13 protein-coding genes are annotated in these 17968 nt (G+C 58.9%); 8 read left to right on the top strand and 5 right to left on the bottom strand.

The genetic code is table 11. The features are described from left to right. Positions 1–79 precede the first annotated feature (79 nt). Positions 80–1189: a toll/interleukin-1 receptor domain-containing protein gene (locus ACOQPH_RS09125; RefSeq protein WP_420621103.1), complete on the bottom strand. Its 1110-nt coding sequence runs from the start codon at positions 1187–1189 to the stop codon at positions 80–82. 70 nt (positions 1190–1259) lie between these two features. Beyond that, positions 1260–2381 carry a toll/interleukin-1 receptor domain-containing protein gene (locus tag ACOQPH_RS09120; protein ID WP_420621102.1) on the bottom strand — a complete coding sequence of 374 codons (1122 nt, stop codon included), beginning with the start codon at positions 2379–2381 and terminating at the stop codon, positions 1260–1262. A 380-nt stretch (positions 2382–2761) separates the two neighbouring features. Here ACOQPH_RS09120 and ACOQPH_RS09115 point away from each other — a divergent pair, with 380 nt between their 5' ends. Together ACOQPH_RS09115 and ACOQPH_RS09110 are read left to right on the top strand one after the other, a co-directional pair. After that, positions 2762–3751 carry an MFS transporter gene (locus ACOQPH_RS09115; protein ID WP_420621101.1) on the top strand — a complete coding sequence of 330 codons (990 nt, stop codon included), beginning with the start codon at positions 2762–2764 and terminating at the stop codon, positions 3749–3751. Next, a complete protein-coding gene (locus tag ACOQPH_RS09110; RefSeq protein ID WP_420621100.1) occupies positions 3685–4035 on the top strand; it encodes a hypothetical protein in 351 nt (116 codons plus the stop codon). The genes ACOQPH_RS09115 and ACOQPH_RS09110 overlap by 67 nt, the downstream gene beginning before the upstream one ends. Positions 4036–4536: 501 nt before the next feature. Here ACOQPH_RS09110 and ACOQPH_RS09105 read toward each other — a convergent pair. After that, complete coding sequence (locus ACOQPH_RS09105) at positions 4537–4821, bottom strand: hypothetical protein (protein WP_420621099.1); 285 nt, start codon at positions 4819–4821, stop codon at positions 4537–4539. 5 nt (positions 4822–4826) lie between these two features. Next, positions 4827–5261 (bottom strand): protein phosphatase 2C domain-containing protein, encoded by a 435-nt coding sequence (locus tag ACOQPH_RS09100; RefSeq protein ID WP_420621098.1) that lies wholly within the window; start codon positions 5259–5261, stop codon positions 4827–4829. A gap of 409 nt (positions 5262–5670) precedes the next feature. On the opposite strand from ACOQPH_RS09100, the gene ACOQPH_RS09095 reads away from it, so the two are divergent. The 5 genes from ACOQPH_RS09095 to ACOQPH_RS09075 all read left to right on the top strand — a co-directional run bounded on the left by ACOQPH_RS09095 (position 5671) and on the right by ACOQPH_RS09075 (position 12969). Then, positions 5671–8091, top strand: a complete 2421-nt coding sequence (locus ACOQPH_RS09095) for a TIR domain-containing protein (protein WP_420621097.1) — start codon at positions 5671–5673, stop codon at positions 8089–8091. A 795-nt stretch (positions 8092–8886) separates the two neighbouring features. Then, positions 8887–9666 (top strand): HNH endonuclease, encoded by a 780-nt coding sequence (locus ACOQPH_RS09090; protein ID WP_420621096.1) that lies wholly within the window; start codon positions 8887–8889, stop codon positions 9664–9666. Between the two features lie 301 nt (positions 9667–9967). Further along, the gene (locus ACOQPH_RS09085; protein WP_420621095.1) at positions 9968–11317 is read left to right on the top strand and encodes an IS1380 family transposase; all 1350 of its coding nucleotides are present in this window, start codon (positions 9968–9970) and stop codon (positions 11315–11317) included. Positions 11318–11609: 292 nt separating this feature from the next. After that, positions 11610–12353, top strand: coding sequence for a hypothetical protein (locus ACOQPH_RS09080; protein ID WP_420621094.1), 744 nt, complete (start codon positions 11610–11612; stop codon positions 12351–12353). A 469-nt stretch (positions 12354–12822) separates the two neighbouring features. Further along, complete coding sequence (locus ACOQPH_RS09075) at positions 12823–12969, top strand: hypothetical protein (protein ID WP_420621093.1); 147 nt, start codon at positions 12823–12825, stop codon at positions 12967–12969. Between the two features lie 673 nt (positions 12970–13642). Here the strand turns inward: ACOQPH_RS09075 and ACOQPH_RS09070 are convergent. After that, positions 13643–16933: a type ISP restriction/modification enzyme gene (locus tag ACOQPH_RS09070; RefSeq protein WP_420621092.1), complete on the bottom strand. Its 3291-nt coding sequence runs from the start codon at positions 16931–16933 to the stop codon at positions 13643–13645. A gap of 823 nt (positions 16934–17756) precedes the next feature. Here ACOQPH_RS09070 and ACOQPH_RS09065 point away from each other — a divergent pair. After that, a complete protein-coding gene (locus ACOQPH_RS09065) occupies positions 17757–17924 on the top strand; it encodes a hypothetical protein (protein WP_420621091.1) in 168 nt (55 codons plus the stop codon). Positions 17925–17968 lie beyond the last annotated feature (44 nt).

Genomic DNA, 17968 nt, shown 5'->3' with positions numbered 1-17968 from the left:
AGCGGCAATCCGCGCCGGCACCGGACCGCCGAGAGAATACAGGTCATTGGCTCACGTCGATTGCGCGCGGGAGTCCGAACTATAAAGCAGTGGCCATCTCGATATCCGATGCGAATCGCGAAAGTCGCTGGGCGTTAGGCGGCACCTGTTGAAGAGAACCTAGGATACGTCCCACGATCGGTCTCAACGGGGCACCTTGCGGATAAATGTCCGTGAGAATCCGTCGCAGGTTTGGCAGTCTTGAGTCAAGGGATTCGAGAGAATCGCTGAGCTCAAGCAACAAACGCCTGATCTCTGCAACTGTGTCCCTCTCATAGGCTCCGCTCGGATGCCTTACACTGGATATCACGGCCCGAAGGCCGACACCAATTGCTGCAGTATAGTCCAGAAAATCCCACGACAATTGTTCAATCGTAATGGCGTGAGTTTGCAGCCCGTCCATAAGATTGCGTTCATGCACATCCTGTCCAAGTAGTTGCTGCGTCGCGTAAGGTCTCTCGTGCAGGTGTTGCTTAGCTCGGATCAAGAGCGATTCTGTTTCCGCGAGCGCTAACTCAAGTGCCTCTAATGTTCCTTGAGCTTGCTCAACTCGTACAATCGTCTCTGGTACCTGCGTGCCATCAAGGAGTTCCTCACTGTCCAACCGTCCTGGCATTGGGTCTCGAGGCGCAGGAGTGGCCCGTAGGCCATCCAATGCCCGAATGACATCGGTTGCAAACTTCTGAATCTTGGACCCAACCGCTTGAGAATTCAGCGGCTCGAATCGTACATCGGTCCAGTCGTCATATAGCCTGGAGCGTAGGAGAACTGCGATGTCGTCGGAAGCATCTTCCAGTTGACGAGTCGGAAAGTACCTGATTGGAAATATAAGGTCATTTCTGCCGCGATGCATTTCCCGGTCTCGAAACAACTCCAGCTCTCGGCGGCACGCTGGACTCTTGAGGTAATTTGGGGTAACAATTGCTATGAATATGTGCGCATTGGTGATCGCTCTTTGAATGCGGTCCCAGAGATCTTGTCCGAGCAAGATGTCCTTGCGATCTTGGAAGATGGAAAAGGCTGATCCCGTCAAGACACTGATTTCACCCGCAAACCGGTGCCTTATGGCAGTTAGGCGCTGGCCTTCGTGGTCGTCATCATCTCTGGAATAGCTAAAGAACCCTCTCGCCTGATCGTATTCCTGGCTCATTGTGATCAACTCTGCCCCGCGATTACAATGTGAGAAATATACAGAGACCGTGGCCTTCTTTTGCGATCATCTAGGTCCTCGCGCTCAGCGCATCCTCAAGATCCTTGCGCCATCGAATGAACTCATTTCTACTTGGCATGGTCAGTTCCAGCGCATTTGCCATGCGACGCAATGTGGGGCGAAGAGTAGCGCTCAACGAGTAGTTCATTGATAGTGCATTTCGGAGCGTTGACGTGCCTTCGAAACTCTCAGATGAGGCAGATACCAACCCGTCTAGTGCGTTAAGCAGACCACGGGCCGCCTCAATCTCTTCTTCATTTGCATCTCGTACATGTTCAATCAGCGCATCTACACCCGCGCCCACGATCATGAGCTGATCTTGATATTCCGCCGCCAGGCGTTCCATCTGAGATACAGGCACTTCTAATCTGGCCTTCAATTTGCGGGTTGCTATGAGCTTCGCGGCGGCGGGCTTTGGAGAGCGGTCGGCGGCTTGCATCTCTTGCGTTGCGGTCTGCGTTTCGGTGCCAAAAGCATTGATTTCAGATGTGAGTGATTCCAATGTTCCTTGCATCTGCGGCATTGCTTCTTCCGCGGCAGCCAATAGTTCAAGAAAACCCGGTCCTTCAGCGTCTTCGTCGGCGAACGTAACTGAAGGTAGCGAGCGCGCACTATTCGAATCGGAATCACGACGTAGAGCTGCGACAATATGAGTTGCGAGCGACGCAATCAAGCGCCGCGAGTTTGGTGAATCGAAGGGCTCGAATCTCAGATCAGTAGCATCAAAATATTGGCGATCCAGGAGTACTTTGATGAGGGGATTGTCGGCAACAGAAAGAGTGGACTCACCTATGTAGTGGATCGGCACGATCAAATCGTTGCGTCCTAGCTGCCTTTCTCGTTCGAGGAACAGCTTAAGTTCGTTCTCGCATTCGGCGCTTTGAAAGAATAGCGGCGTCATAATCACTATCAAGAAAGTGGCGCTGTCCAGCGATGCTTCGATCCGTTCGCGCCATTGCTGCCCTACGAGGATGTTGTCGCGATCATAAAAAATTGGGAAATCGCGTCCTGTTTGAACTTTCACTTCTGTCGAGAGTCGTCTTCTGAAATCAGCTATACGACCGTCTTCGTATTCGTCACCAAAGTGGGCGTAGCTAAGGAATGCGGCAAACTCCCCAAGTGTTTGATCCATGCTTCGAGGCTACACGGGCATCGGACGTGCTTGAGTTTGTCTTTGAGTGGTCTAAGTGAATAGCGCAGCGCCTTGACGGTTCAACAAGACCGCTCATGGTCGGAACGGGACCCTCGCTCTACCGATGGCCAAGGCAGGTCATTCCGAATCGCAACGGATGTCGATCCGACGTTGTTGGTTTCCGCTACCCCCGTGTGCCGAGTCGGGGGCGCCCACTACTCTCGTGGACGGAGCGGCGTGTTCTGTTCCGGCATGACCGAAACACTCGTGGAGCGCATGGTGTTGATGGGGCACTCCGTGACAGCGCCGAATGGGTACCGGACCAAACCCAGGGTGGGTGCGCTTGTCGACAGGGACGCCGCGTGACCGGGGCGCCACAGATGAACGCATCCGATGGGCAGTGGCCGCGGCGGATCGCCGAACGGGAATTCGTCTTCCTGCTGGGTGCCATCAGCGCCACCACCGCGCTGGGCATCGACATGGCGCTGCCGGCATTCACCGACATCCGCCTGGGCTTGGGGCTCGCTGCGGATTCAACGCAGGTCGGGCTCACGGTCACGCTGTATTTCTTCGGCCTCGCCGGCGCCCAGATGTTCTATGGCCCCTTCACTGATCGGTTCGGTCGCAAGCCGGTGCTGTACGCCGGTTTGGCGCTGTACACCCTCGGGGCCCTGGGCTCAGCGTTCGCGCCGACGTTCGGGTTCCTGGTCGTCAGCCGGTTGATCTGGGGCATCGGCGCTGCGGGTCCCCGGGCTCTCACCTTGGCCATCGGCCGCGACCTGTACGAAGGGGACCGGCTGGCCCGTGTGCTGGCAGCAGTGGCTGCGGTGTTCATGCTGGTTCCCGCCATAGCACCCCTGCTCGGCAAGGCGGTGCTGGCCGTCGGGACGTGGCGCTGGGTAATGGGCGCTCCGATCGTGCTGACGGTGGTGCTGGCGATCTGGGTGATCCGGCTCCCCGAGTCGCTCCCGCCCGCGCGTCGCCGCCCGCTCACCCTCAGCCGAACCCGTGAAGCCATCGTCGCGGTCTTCGCCAACAAGGTGACCATCGGCTCGGCACTGGCAGTCATGTTCGACATGGGCTCGTTCGTCGCTTTCTTGGGGAGCAGCCAACTCCTCTTCGACGACGTGTACGGCCGAGGCGACGTGTTCGCGTACTACTTCGCAGGAATGAGCTTGTTCATGGGACTGGTGGTGTTCACCGGGAGCCGGCAGGTGACACGCATAGGTGCCGACCGGGCAATCGTGGCGCTCCTGCCGACCGGGCAATCGTGGCGCTCCTGCCGACCACGCTGGTCCTCTCGATGGTCCTGGCACTGTGGTCGTGGCAGGCCGGCGGTCAGCCGTGGTTCTTCGGCTGGTTCGCCGTGATCACGGTGATCAATTCGCTGCGCACGTTCACGAGTCCGCTGATCCTGGCCCAGGCCATGGAGCCGATGGGCGAGCTGGCCGGGACCGCATCAGCGGTGATCGGCACAATCTCGATGGGCGGCGGCGCAGTGCTTGCGATGCTCATCGACCGCACCATCGCAGGAGCGGTGACACCGCTCGTCGTGGCCTACGCCGGGTACGGGTCCATCAGCCTCGCCTTCGCTTTGTGGGCGCGTCGGCACCGCCCGACTCAGATCGCTGGAAACTCCTTCGTGGCGCGTTGATGACGACTCGCGGGTGGCTTCTCCCGTCAACTAGGCAGTGCGTCCGGGACTTCGCACCACCGTTGGTTACGACGGTCTGCTGGGGGAGGGTGCGTCATTCACGGCATCCATAGTTCTGCGCTCCTCGGTGCACATCCCGCAGTAGTGATCCCCTCTCGGCTCGTCCCGGCACGAGTCTGTCGATGGGCAGAGCCAGCCGCCCTCGATGCCGCCGCCACTGAAGTCATGGTCTGAGCGTCGCTTTTCGAACCGCGTCCCACAGCCGCTTGAGCAGCGAACACTCTTGTGGATGCGCCTGAGTCGCTTGAGCCGCTGCTGATCTTCCCGCAGTCTCGAAACAGCTGCTGCTTCGAGGACGATGCCGCGCTCATCCGCGGTCAGATGTTCCGAGAACGCCAAATCGTCCGGCGCTCACGTCTCGACCATCATGGATCGTGCCGCCTTGAATGCGTCCTCAGGCTGGCGCGCCTTGACGCGCTGCCCCATCGTCATGAGCCGCTGTCACCACAAGAAGCCGCATCTGCGTCGCCATCGACGCAATCGGCGCTTGCGCGGAAGACTGCGAGCTTGCTCATTCGTCAACAGGTCGTACCCCTCATAGGCATGAGTGGCGTGAAGAAATCGCGCAAGCGCCCAACGGTTGACCCTGGGCTTCACCTGCAGGTACAGCAGGAGTAGCAATGAAACTCCGGCGGCAAGACCGCCGATGCCGCCCAATACGTCCCACATCGTCGTATCCGACGCTGCGGCGGTCAGCCCCGCAGACTCGATGAGTCGCTCCGACATGCTGCTTACAGCCGCCGCACCAAGGCGGCCACGGTGTCACCGGCGAAGCCGACGATCAGCCCATCCGCTGAGGTCCGTGCGGCAATGCACAGCGTCGAAACGGGACAGCTTCGGGCATTGGTGCGTGTGGGTTGGAAGTCTCTCGGACTCAGCGTCGCCACCTGCTCATGAGCGGTGCTGACCCCCTTGTGCATCGTTGCGGGAGTGTCGATGTCATCCGGAAGCGCCTCGATGGCTCTGCGTGACGCCGCCTTGCCCCGAGAATGACCGCCGGGACCATCGGCAACGCACATCAGCCAACCACTATCGGTGTCTAGATGGCGGTCAGCAGCATCCTGGTTCTCGTCTCGCCGACCAATCTTGGACAGCCACGCGAGAGGCGTCGATCCGGCACAGAACTGCTGTCGCCCGCTGCTGGTGTCGAACTCGCTGACCGCCATGACATCGGATCTTCGATTAAGGCGGTGCAGACAAGCAAGGGGTTAAGGCTGAACTGTTGTGCTCGCCTCAAGGCGTGCGATTCCCAGCCTCCGGCCGTGGACACGCCAACTTCGAGATCTGCGTTCTCCCATGAACTGTCGGCAGACGCTGGCCTCGTGTCAGTACTGCCAGCGGAGTCGTCTTGACTTGGGTGATGTGACACAGAGCCGCGACGCAAACATCCACCCTTGGCGAGGCACGTTGCGGCTACTGTCGCAGATCCACGGTCAACCTTGAACCCCGTCAACGAGTGCGCATCACTGCAAGTGCATCGAACACCCAGGAGCAACAGTGCCATATACCCCGGAACCACTGAATGTCCGCCTCTTCTATTCGTACAGTCATACAGATCGAGAATACAAGGACGAGATGGAGAAAGTTCTTCGTGTCTTAGAACGCGAAGGAGCACTGCAAGGTTGGTCTGATGCCGAGATACTGCCAGGACAGAGCATCAATGAACAGATTCAGAACAAGCTCTCCCAAGCTGACATCATTGTCTTCCTGCTCAGCAATGATTTCTTCGCGTCAAACGCATGCATTGAGGAATGGGATACCGCCAAGAAGTTGGCGTCCGGTGAGCGTCCGGTCTTCCGGATTCCGATAGTGATTCGAGAGTGCCCATGGATTGATTTCCTCGACACAGATGACCGCAAGGCGCTGCCCGAGGACGGACAAGCAGTTTCAACCTACAACGATCCGGACATAGCGTGGCAAGAGGTCTATCGTGGAATCAAGACAGTCGTAACCGAGCTACGGGCCACCCACACTCCCAAGCCTGGATTTCTCAGGAACTTCGACAGCGCTGACATTCCAACAGCACGTCCGATACAACTCAACGACATCTTTGTGTTCCCTCGTTTGACAGCGCAACACGACGACACCGGGGACGATGACTTAGGACAGCTTCAACTTGCTGATGCGAATGCTCTGCTTCAACAAGGAAACTGCATCATCCACGGGCAGGACAAGTCGGGCAAGACTGCGCTCGCCAAGCATCTCTTTCTTACATTGGCCCGTGCTGAACAACGAGTGCTCTTCGTTGATCTCGACTCAACGATCGGAAGATTCAACGAGCGTCAGCTCCAAACGTGCTATGCCGAGCAATTCAACGGCGACTATGCTATCTGGCAAGGCCTAGGAGACAAGACATTGATCGTCGACAATGTGTCCGAAGACCCACGGACGTTGGAGTTCATCGATGCTTGCACAGGTTTTTTTGAGCGGATTGTTCTGCTCACCGCTACTGACACCTACCAAGCGTTCTTCATGGACGAAATCCGCCTTGCGCGATACCGCAAGTTCAAGATCGAGCAGTTGACGCGTCGCCAGCAGGAACGGCTGATACGGAAACGTCTCGCCACATTTGAGCGGGAAGCTCCACTCACGGACGAATTTGTTGATCAAGCAGAGGATCGCGTCAACTCGGTGATCATCACCAACAAGATTGTCCCGCGGTATCCGTTCTTCGTGCTTGCAATACTTCAGACATATGACACGCTCATGAGGGACTCGATGAACATCACCTCATATGGACACTGCTACTACATATTCATCGTCGCTAGTCTGCGTAACGCGGGCATCTCCGAAGCTGATGAATCCCTCAACGCAGCCTTCAACTTCGCATCGCAACTTGCCAAGGAAACGTTTCTGAAGGATCACGGATCGCCAGAGGGCGAATTCGATTTCGAAGCCTTCAAACACCGGTATCAAGAAGATCACTTTACGCCGAACTCGTTGTTGAATCGCCTCACGCACGAACGATTCGGCATCATCACGAAGGATGGGAGATTCAGGTCCTCGTACATGTACTATTACTTTCTCGGCAAGGTCGTCGCGACAGATCCCGACTTCGCAGGGAACCATCTGGAAAGTCTGTGTGACGACAGCTTCGTTCAAAGCAACTACCTAACGCTGCTGTTCTCGATTCATCACGCAACCGATGCGAAGATCATCGAAGAGATCCTCATCAGGACGATGATCGAGTTGAGTGACGTGCCCATCGCCACGTTGAACGATGACGAAACGTCGAGGTTCGCGAGCATCGTCAGAGAGTTGCCCGAAAGCGTTCGCTCACAGGATTCTGTCGAGAAGGAACGAGCGAAGGCGCGTGATCAAGTAGACGAACTTGAAAGTGAACTAGATGGCAGCGACTCCGAAGACCCGGACCTCAGCGGCGATGTGCTCGGTGGCAAAATGCTGCGCGTCCTCAAGAACAACAAGATCCTGGGACAAGTGCTTCGAAACCAGTACGGCAATCTGACTAAACGGCAGATTGAAGAGATCGTCGAGACTATTGCAGACAGCTCATTTCGCCTCGTTAATAGTTTGTTGAGTAGCGAAGACGAAATCCACAAGTTCGCTGGCGTCCTCAAGGCTGAACGTCCTGATGCCGACCTTGATGAGATCCATCAAGGGCTTAGAGCCATCTCTTTCCTGTGGACCTTGTATCACATTGAGCAGGCAGTACATGCCGCGAATGTGCCTAGCATCCACGAAGCAGTGGAGCGAGTTGTAAGAGAGAATGGAACGCTTGCGTACCAGATCTTCGGCTATTTCTGCGACCTGGACAACTCGGAGTCATTGACAATGGGCATTCGTGACAAGTTGGCGAGACTGGTCAAGGACAGGCTGTATGATTTCGTCGGACGAGTGGCGTCACTTCGCACACAGCACTATCTGAACACACATCGCAGCAAGAGCCATGTTGAACAAGCGATCTGCTCGGTTCTGAAGCTTAAGTACGACCCGCGTCAACGCGCACTAGCTGCCGCAACATACGACCAGTCGTAGCAGGGAACCATCAGTTGCTCGATCTCGGCTTGGACCATGGCTCCTCACGAGTGAATAGTAAAGCGTTCCTGTCGCGTGAAGGTAGGGATGCGGGTTTCACCACCAGTTCTGTTTTCCGGGGTGTCCTTGCCGAAAGCTTCGCATACGTGATCCCGTACGACGTCTTCAGCGGCTGGCAGTACAACATCACAGTCGCGCGTGGCTCAGCTTGCCCTCGGCAGGTATAGCTGTGTGAGGCAGGTGTGCCCGGGTGGGAAGCACAGTCCGGGCCGATGCACCGGCTACGGGCAACCCAAAGGCATTGCGTACGCCACATAGCGCGAAACCTGAGTGCTAGCCGAGCTGCTCGCCCGGGCGGGGATCACCAGGGAACAACAAAGGAGGGACACGATGCCTTTCGATTGGTCATCCATGGATTCGCGGCTGCTCGATCCCGGGCAGGTCGTCGCCCTGATAGCCGATCCGTCCCGAACCGGCGTCACTCAGACGGTTGATGTGCTTGGCGGATTTCGAGGTCCGATGGCGTGTATTCTTTGGCATGAGCGCGAAAGAAGTCCCAGTACGCACCCGCTCACAGCGCTGAGGCTGGTTGAACAGGATGAACCCAATCGGTGACGGGTTCGAATGATCCTCGCTGACGAGAGCCACGACTGAGACTCCACGCCCCGGATCAGCCGATTGAGCATCCCGCCGCCGCCCAATTCGGTGACCCACACTGGCGCGCCGTCCAGAAGACTCGCTGCCCGCTGCAAGAGCTGCTGTGGGTGAGCCCGCGGCGTTCCGTATGGTGGTTCTGTGACCGTCACTACGCCCGGCAGCGAGGATCAGGCTGAGCGCATCCGCGGACTCCAGCGCAGCCTTAAGCAGATACGTCCAGAAGTCACCTACTTCGCCCTGACTCTGCGCGATAGCCACGGCAGGTTGGAGCGGTCGGTTCAATCTCATTTCGCCGGTTTCCCGGAAGGAGTCGGACCCGGCGAAGGCATCGAACTGCGCGAGGCGTCTCAGGTGTACCCCGACAAGATGACCAGAATGTGGGAAGACGTCGGTCATGACTGGATCGTCGTGAACGATGTGGCGCAACTCCGCGTGTTCGTCCTCCTCGGCGGACATGCGCTCATCGCCGAGGGCATCGCACGCGGGCACTTCGCCGACCTGGTGAAGCCGCATCTGTGCATGTCCAAAGGAGCCGTTGGCTTCATGCGTTACCACCCTGACGCTCCGGACTCGATGGTGCGGTCCAGGCGGAAACAGAAGCGGCGCATCTTCGAACGCGACGGACACCGATGCCAACGCTGCGGCGCACCGCAAGCCGACGACGCGCGGACCAGGCTCGAAGCCCACCACATCCGCCCGTTCAGCAAAGGCGGACCCACAGCCGACCCAAACCTCATCACCCTGTGCCGCGGATGCAATCAGTCGATCGGCGACGGCTTCGAGCCTGACCTGTACTGGGCGGCGGGAGGTCCAATCGCCAGCGGCACAGATACTGAGAGCGCCGAAGCTCACCGCGAAGCAGTCGAGAACTACCGCCGCCGCGTCGAACGAATGCTCCGCGATCTCACGCGGCAGTAGCAGCATCCTGCTGCCGCTTGCCGCGCTGGCATGCCTTCTGGGTGATGAACTTCGGGCATGACTCGACCGACAAGCCTCAGTGAAGGCCTGCTGAGCGACCCCGAGTACCTGGCACTGGTGGACGAGATCGTGAGCAAGGGCGAACTTGACGACGACGAGCAGCAAGCCGGTGAACTGCTAACCCTGATTATTCACGAGCCGGGCGGAGTGGTTTGTCCGGGTCCGCGGAAAAGCCCCTCTGACCTGCAACGATGCATATCTGCAATGAAAGCATCCGCAGTTTCAGGGGGGCATCTCCGAGGTGAAACCTAGCAGTGTCACAAACGCGTGTCTGGCAGGCGGCGGGGACCGGGTGGTGTGGGGTGCGGGGCTGTTCGCTTTGGGCGGTTTCGCGGACCGTGTCGGGCTGACCGAGGCGCTGTCGGCCGCGGTGCCCCCACGGGGCGAGCGGGCCCCGGTTCATGACCGTGGCGAGGTGCTGGTCCATGGATTGTTGATGCTGGCCGCCGGCGGTGAGGCGTGCACCGATATCGAGTATCTGCGCGCTCAGCGGGAGCTGTTCGGCGACGTGGCGTCGGACTCGACGCTGTACCGCACGATCACGGGCCTGGGCGCGAGCGGCCCGGCGGCGCTGTTGGGCGCGGCCGCAGTGGTGCGCGAGCGGTTGTGGGCCGACCGTGACCGCAGCGGCCCGCTGGTGGTCGATGTCGACTCGACATTGTTGGAGGTCCACTCGGAGAACAAGGCGGGCGCTGCGCCCCATTACAAGGGCGGGTTCGGGTTCCATCCGATGGTGTGCTCCACCGCGGACGGGGAGCCGCTGTGGATAAAGCAGCGGCCCGGCAACGCCGCAGCGAACGACATCGCCGATCACCTCGAAGTGATCGACGCCGCGGTGGCGACGCTGCCCGAGCCCGACGCCGCAGGCCACCGCGAAGGCGACGACGACAGTCTCGTGGGGCGTGCGCTGGTGGTGCGCGTCGACGCTGCGGGATGCTCGCCCGCACTCGCCGCGAAGCTGCGTGACCGCAACATCGGCTACGCGGTGTCGGCGCGGTCGAATCGCGGCATAGAAGCAGCCATCCGCGCCGGGCTGGGCGACCCGGACCGCTGGCACAACGCCCCGAAGCGGCCCGGCCAGCGCAAGCGACGCGCCGCTCAGGTCGCGGACCTCACCGACCTCGCGGACCTGTCGGGGTGGCCGCAGCGCACACGGCTGGTGGTGCGCCGCGAGCCGCGCCACCCCGGAGCGCAGCGCACCCTGTTCCCCAGCGACAACTTCCGCTACTGGGGATTCCTCACCGACCAGCCCCGCAGCGCCGTGCAACTGGACCAGCTGATGCGCTCACACGCCGACGTCGAGAACGCCGTACGCCGGCTCAAAGACAGCGGCCTGACGCGCATGCCGTTCACAGACTGGCACGCGAACAGCGCCTGGGCCGCCATGTCCATGATCGGTCTCGCGCTCGTGGGCTGGTTCCAGAACGCATGCCTCACCGGCGCGCTGCGCCGAGCAGCCCCCAAACGGCTCCGCTGGCAGCTATGGCACCTGCCCGCCCTGGTGTGCCACAGCGCACGGCGCGCCCTCTTGCGGCTGCCCCAACAGCACCCCGGCGCCAAAGCACTCCTCGCCATCGCCCACCCCCGCTGACTCCCCAGCCGACCTGCTCTGCTCGACGCCTGCCCCGGCGGGACAGCCCCGCCACGCCCCCACACCCACCCGACACCCGCCCGAGCACCAACACCAAGGCCATCGACCCCTCTGAGACGCTCCCGCCGACACCCCGACAGCCCCACACCACCAAACCGGGCGCAACCCACACCGAAAATACGATCAACAGCATTCTCGTGAATAATCAGGGCTAAAGGCGATTCTGCGGGCAGAGCGCTGGGTGCCCAAGGACGTCCGGGGTGCGACTGGCGTGCACGACCTGGAACTTGTCATGCCAGACACGTCCAGGATCGCTGTAGAGGTGACCTCGCACACAGCGGGCAACAGGGCAGCGTTCGCAAGCGAGCTGGGGCACCGGAATCCGATCATGGCGGACTCGTTGCGGCTCTATTGGCAGGTTGACATCAACGTACCAGTCGAGCGGTGGGCGGATCACAAGTCAGTCCGACCATTGCTCGACCAAATCGAGGACGAACTTGAGGAGATCTTGCTTCAGGTGGAACGAGATGAACTGTTTGAAGAGGTGGGTTTCGTGCGACCGGGTTCGGGCAGCAGCGCGGAACATCCGCTGCGTCGACGACTGCGCGATCTGAACATCGTGGCTGTCAAAGCCGTCGAGTTGGGCGACGGCGGCGAAATCTGGCTCCAACCGCCCTACCTCGAACCGTTCTCCTTCAACCCCAATGACATCGCACGAGCCGCAGGAGCACACGTCGAACCGAATCTCAAGAAGTTGCTCGCTGCCAAGTCCAACGGAGCCGGCCAAGCCCACCTGTTCGTGTGGCTACCACCAGGCATCGGGCGCAATCCCGGCGCGTCGGCCGCGACCCGCGGAATATTGGAACATGAGCGGGTGACCGTCAGCATCGATCTGCAGGGACTTGACGCCGTATGGATCACGTCATCAGGCAGACATGACTTCGAGGAGGTCCACGGTCACCGTGTTCCGGTCTACCGCTACGACCAGCACGGATGGCACAAGTACATACTCACCTGGGGGTCGGAACCGGCATGAACGCGGTTCGCCTACGCAACGCCACCCACGCTGCCTCGGGGCTCGTCATGTTGATCCGCAATCAAGAAGGCTGAACGTCGGACATGCCCTCAGATGGTGTTCCTGATGCGGACGATCTTGATTACCAGACCTGCGCAAACCCACTGATGAGGACTGCGGCGACAGCATCACCGACATCCGTGTCGAAGTCATCTTGGACCTGGGATTCGATCTCACCGACGTGCGATTCCGCCGAGCGGAGCCAAACCCGGCAGATTACGACGGCAGGTCCGAGGAGCGCATGTCGGTGCCGGACTCGGTGCTGGTCGTCAAGCCGAGCGAAGCACCGCAAACGCTCATCGAACTCGCAGCGGAAGCCTACAGAACGAGCCCCGACGAAGAATCGTTCGAACTTCCGTTCCCACCTGGCGCATTCACCACGACGCCGCGGAACCCCGGGTACCCAGCGTGTAGGCATTCTGTCCGCGGCGTGAGCTTCAGACTGCATCCGCTGCCGCCACTGAGCGCCGAGATCAACGCCCGTGCCGAGGATGTCATCCACATGATCATGCGCGACATGTTCGCGGTTCGCCTGCACAACATCACCACCGACGGGCAGGTCATCGAAACACAGTGACCTCGTGCACACCGAAATTCATTCGTGCTGCGTGATTCCGGCTCGCTACGGTCCCCGCCGTGGACGCTCTCAGCGGCGATTTCGATCGCACTCGTGGACAACTTCTGGCGACACGACTGGTGTTGCAGGAGACACTCGATCGGCTCCCTGCGGAGCAGCTCACGGACCTAGCCTCCGCGCTCGATACGGTGGTCATCGGTCTGCGCAAACGGCGGGACCACGATGTCTCACCAGGTCCAGCGCACATTATCGATGAGGTCGAAGCGATTGCTCTGCGGCTGCGCTATCGGGACCAGCCGATTGAGCATCCCGCCGAAGGCCGCGTCGGCGATCGCACCTATACCGGCGTGTGCATGACATGCGAAACGTTCCCGATCGAGATCGGAGCAGGTTGTCCGCGGTGCGAGACGGTCCGGTGGATGACAGTGGTGAGGAGCTGAACCGCAGCGGCTTCATTCGTTCTCTATGCTGACGCAAGTTTGCCCGAGGAGGCTCCGACGTGTCCGAGAATCAGTCGCGACCTACTGACCTTAGTCCCGCCGAATTTGAAGTTGCCTCCGCTAATACTGATTTGATCGGGTCATAGATAGTTGGCGTATCGACTCGGCCGTTCAGCTCTGCGCATGCGCTCAGGACGCAAATGGTCTTATGCCGCCGGGGCTGAGCGCGTGGATCAGTCCGCGTCCAGCCCGTCGATCTTCTCCACGATGTTCTGTGATTGCGCGATCGCTCCGCAGATCTTGCGATAGTGCTCGATGTCTTCCACGGACAGGGTGCGTCCGACTCGTTCGGCTAGCCATTTCTCGGCGGGCTGATACACGCCGATTAGGTGTTTCCACACTTGGGGTGTCACGTCATCGAAGTACTGCGAGTCATTGATTTTGACACGTCCCGGTGCGCGGTTATTTGGCGGGATGTATTGGACGAATGCCACTTCGTCGTCACCGTCTGCGTCGAAGCTGGGCAGGGTGCCGGTTTCGTGTTCCATCAGGTGAGCGGCGATGAGTTCCCGTCCCAATGCGGACATCGCAGTGAACAATTCTAGGTTGTGGGGCGATGGTATCCGGGGGTGGTCGCGTGCCAACAGATCCGCGTAGCGCCCTCGGTAGTTGGACGTGTGCAGCACGGCATAGATGTAACCCAGAATGTCCTCGGGTCCGAATGTGTCGGACATGTCTCCGTTGCCGACGGGCAAATAGTCGAGATTCAGTGCAGCGCTGAGCGCTTCTGCATAGTCCGAGTCGATGTTCGCGACTCTGTTGTCTGCTGCCATCTGCATCTGACCTTGCGCGCTGTTATCCATTTGCGACTCATGGGCATTCGAGACGATATACAGCGGGAACGTGTAGTTGATCTCGCTGGTTTTGTTCGAGATGGCGCAACTCTCGACAATGGTGCGGGAGACCCAGACGTGATTCCATTCGGTGCGCTGGGATTGTTGTCGGCAACTGATCAGCGCGAGGTTGCCGGAATCCTTGTCGGTCAGGTTCTGCATCACCTTGCTGCGGGGTCGATGGACAAACCCTCCTGATCGTCCGGTGAATATCGTGTAGCGCTGGTCGAACACGCGATACAGAATCGGACGCACGTTCTTGCTCACATCATCATGCTGCTCCAGGTCGTCCCGAGCGTCGCCCACATCCCACTGTTTCGAAGCGTCCAGCGTCTCAAATTCGCTCTCCAAGAACTCCACTTCGTCATCTCGTATCTTCTCGCCTACGTCTCTCATTTCTGCGGCAGAGAACTGGATCGCAATTTTGTCGTTCGCGGTGACGATGCTCGTCGACTTCACGCGGAAGATCTCTGGCAGGGACCAGCCCTGCTCGTACTCCTGCACGAGAGCAGAGTCAAACGGCACGAACAAGTACTGTGGTGCGGATGGTTCGATCTCCTGCCAAGGAGTGCTGCTGATGTCGTTGTCCAACAGCCATTCATACTTACCCTTGGGGCTCCTTGACGATCGGGGGCCGTAGAGATCCGCGTGGTACACGGTGCACTCTTCTTCCCTCGACTCGGGATACTTGACAAGAAAGACGATTGCGACGCCTTGCCGTATGTCGAAGACGTTCTCATCTGGGCTGCCATCAAGAGAAATATCGCCTCGGATTACGCTGCCGTGAAGATCGAGTACCCGAATCTCGTCGAACGTGGTCATGAGGGACCGGCGCATGCCTCGAAACAGAGAAGCGTCCAGATATCGATGGTTGGTAACGAACGACAGTATCCCTTCGCCGGTCTTCTCGATGCGCCACTGACCGAATCGAATGAACTTAACGTAGTCATCGAGAAGCCATTTGGTGTTCCGCTCACCCAACGGCTCGCCGTCAACCGAGAAGTAGTTGCCTGACGACTTGTCCTCTTTGCCTCGCAGCAAATTGACGATCCAGTCGCCCTGGTTCGCTGATTCGCCTGAATAGGGCGGATTTCCGATGATCACCATGACCGGGCGGGACTGCTTCACTGCGTCTGCTTGTCTCGCTTCCTGGACAATCACGGAGGCGAACGCCGTCTGCTGTCCAGTCGTGGCCGTTTTTTCAAGCGTGTTCGTCAAGAACACGTTGAGCCTCTGGTCATTGCTGGTCTGAAACTGACCGTTCGGTCCGCCGAGTTCCATCGACAGATTCAGATGACATATCACATATGGGGCAATCAGCAGTTCGAAGCCGTGCAATCGGGGAAGGAGATGGTCTTCCACGTATCTCGACCACGCACCACCCATTCCCTGCGCTCGCAGGTCATTGCGAATGTGGGAAATGGTCTCACGCAAGAACGTGCCGGTACCCACCGCGGGGTCGAGGATCGTGACCTTCGGCTCGGTTTCATCGGGGCTGTCACCGTTCTCGATCGTTGCCCGGTCAGCCAGCCCATCCGACAGCCCGAACCGGTCACGCAGCAGTCGGTCTACGCTCCTGACGATGTAGGACACGACCGGCTTCGGGGTGTAGTACACGCCGCGCAACTCGCGAAGGTCAGGGTCATACGCGGCAAGGAAGTCTTCGTAGAAGTGAATGATCGGATCCAAGATGTCGTCTCGCACACCCAGATCAGTTCGTATCTGACGGATGTCGGCACAAGCGAGCATGTCGGCTATGTCATCGATAACCCACAAGAGACGTTCGTCAGCTTCGGGACCGGCGACGAGATTGAACACCTGCTTTAGGAAGGGCGTAGTGTCCGCGAACACAGCGGTCGTCCGACTGAAGCTGGGTGCGTCCGGGTCAAGGCAACGAGCAGCGAACAGCCCGTAAGCGACAGTCTGTGCCTGAAGGTCTGCGTACTCATCGGGACTGAGGTTCGGCAACAGTACAGCGCGATAGGACTTGTAGTGCTCTTGCAATGGCGTTAAAGGGCTGATTTCGTCGACAGCCTCCTCAGCCTCTTCGTCTGCCTCGATGCCGACTTCGACGGGGAAGTCGGGCAGATCCTTCATACTGTCCCTCAGCAGCGCGGCCTTGTTGGCGAGACGTTCGGCAAGCAGGTCAGGAGACACAATGGCTTGCGAAACATGCCGGAGAAATCTGCTCAGAATGTTCGTCACCTCGTCAACCCGGCTGGATGAGAGACGACGCGGCGCTGGCAATTGCTTGCATATCTCGCCCTGCATCTGCAAGACGCCATTCACATACCACCTGAATTCCAAATAGTCGGTTAAAATCAGATTGTCTAAACCTGTGCGATACCTAGTCAACTGATCCGATTCAGCTTCTGCGTCCAGGTCTTTGCCGACGTCTTTGCACTCCACGAAGCCGACTGGCAGACCTTGTCGCTGGATTACAAAATCGGGTGCACCAGCAGCGACGCGTTTTGGATCGTTGACAGCTACGACTCCCTGACCGCCTAGAGTTTCCAGAAACGTCTTGAGTGCAGGTCGATAGCTGTGTTCAGTTGCACTACCGGTCGCGTGCTCCCGGTTCAACTCACGCACATATGCATTCGTCAGTGCTCTGGCGCTGCCGTCGGTCATAAATCTCCCCGATTGTTGAACAATCTATGGCGTCACTTGCGGAGTACGTGAGGCAATAGTCCCGGCGTGTACACAAAGCCGCTTAGCCAACTTCGTTCCGTGGCGGCGCAGTGTAGCACATCGCAAGTTCACTCTTTCGAAGCATCGTACGAATGCGAATTCACCACTTCTTCGCTAACTGATCCGGTTACGCAGTGAACTAGTGGACATGCGACCTTCTGGAGCTACTGTCGACGAACTTTGCAATTTCCTGTCATTATCGAAGCTGAACTGGTCTGTCAGAAAGCCCACACTCGAACAAAACGCAGACGATCACCCGGGAACTATGTCTCAGTCCTGAAACCGTATCTATATTCCATTACGGGCAAATAGATAGAGCAACCGATCACAGCAAGAATAGTCATCAAATCAAGCGCTATGATCGGTCACCAGTATCGTGTATGTTACCAATACTCCTCTCAACCGTCGGGAACCAGCCGTTGCAGTTTGCGCGCTCCCTCATTCAATTTGACATTCCACCCCTTGTTTGAACAGTTGCGCAGGCGGTGGAATTGATGGATGTCAACGACCAGCGTATCGAGTCGTAGATTCCATTGATCTGGACGCTGGGAGAGCGCGCTTTACCGCAAGACCGGCGACAGCGGAGAAAGCCGCCAAGGAGGTCACGCGGCGGCTGTGGCATCTCGTCAGAGTCGCGGGCGCGTGGGACGCGGTGACCGCAGCGACGACCGTGACGTGGCGCACGACGGCGCGTCCCGATGTGAGCGGTTGATACCGAGAAGTCGCTGCGAACACGGCGTCCAACAGAGCGTGGATAGCCCGTGTGGGATTGAAGCTAGGCAGCAGTCTCGGGGCGGATGACGACGTAACGCTGGCAACGAACATCTTCGTCAAGCGGGAAACGAGCGAGAGCGCGATGCGTCCGCTGTCCCAAGAGGAGACGGATCTGGTGCGATCCCATGCGCAGCGACGGATCATCTCCGCCACATGACCGATTCTCGCCACGTTGGTGTTCGCGGAGGCAACCGCAGAGGA

Origin of the sequence: Candidatus Poriferisodalis sp., assembly GCF_965221945.1 — a bacterium.
In the GTDB taxonomy this organism is placed as follows: Bacteria; Actinomycetota; Acidimicrobiia; order Acidimicrobiales; family Poriferisodalaceae; genus Poriferisodalis.
The sequence above is the reverse complement of the archived record's forward strand: the minus strand, read 5'-3'. Positions and strand labels throughout refer to the sequence as shown.

What these genes read in the sequence shown, in the direction of transcription:
- ACOQPH_RS09110 (WP_420621100.1), top strand. Translation starts at nt 3,685, where the DNA reads ATGGTCCTGGCACTGTGGTCGTGGCAGGCCGGCGGTCAGCCGTGGTTC.
- ACOQPH_RS09125 (WP_420621103.1), bottom strand. Translation starts at nt 1,189, where the DNA reads ATGAGCCAGGAATACGATCAGGCGAGAGGGTTCTTTAGCTATTCCAGA.
- ACOQPH_RS09095 (WP_420621097.1), top strand. Translation starts at nt 5,671, where the DNA reads ATGGAGAAAGTTCTTCGTGTCTTAGAACGCGAAGGAGCACTGCAAGGT.
- ACOQPH_RS09070 (WP_420621092.1), bottom strand. Translation starts at nt 16,933, where the DNA reads ATGACCGACGGCAGCGCCAGAGCACTGACGAATGCATATGTGCGTGAG.
- ACOQPH_RS09080 (WP_420621094.1), top strand. Translation starts at nt 11,610, where the DNA reads ATGCCAGACACGTCCAGGATCGCTGTAGAGGTGACCTCGCACACAGCG.
- ACOQPH_RS09115 (WP_420621101.1), top strand. Translation starts at nt 2,762, where the DNA reads ATGAACGCATCCGATGGGCAGTGGCCGCGGCGGATCGCCGAACGGGAA.
- ACOQPH_RS09105 (WP_420621099.1), bottom strand. Translation starts at nt 4,821, where the DNA reads ATGTCGGAGCGACTCATCGAGTCTGCGGGGCTGACCGCCGCAGCGTCG.
- ACOQPH_RS09120 (WP_420621102.1), bottom strand. Translation starts at nt 2,381, where the DNA reads ATGGATCAAACACTTGGGGAGTTTGCCGCATTCCTTAGCTACGCCCAC.
- ACOQPH_RS09100 (WP_420621098.1), bottom strand. Translation starts at nt 5,261, where the DNA reads ATGGCGGTCAGCGAGTTCGACACCAGCAGCGGGCGACAGCAGTTCTGT.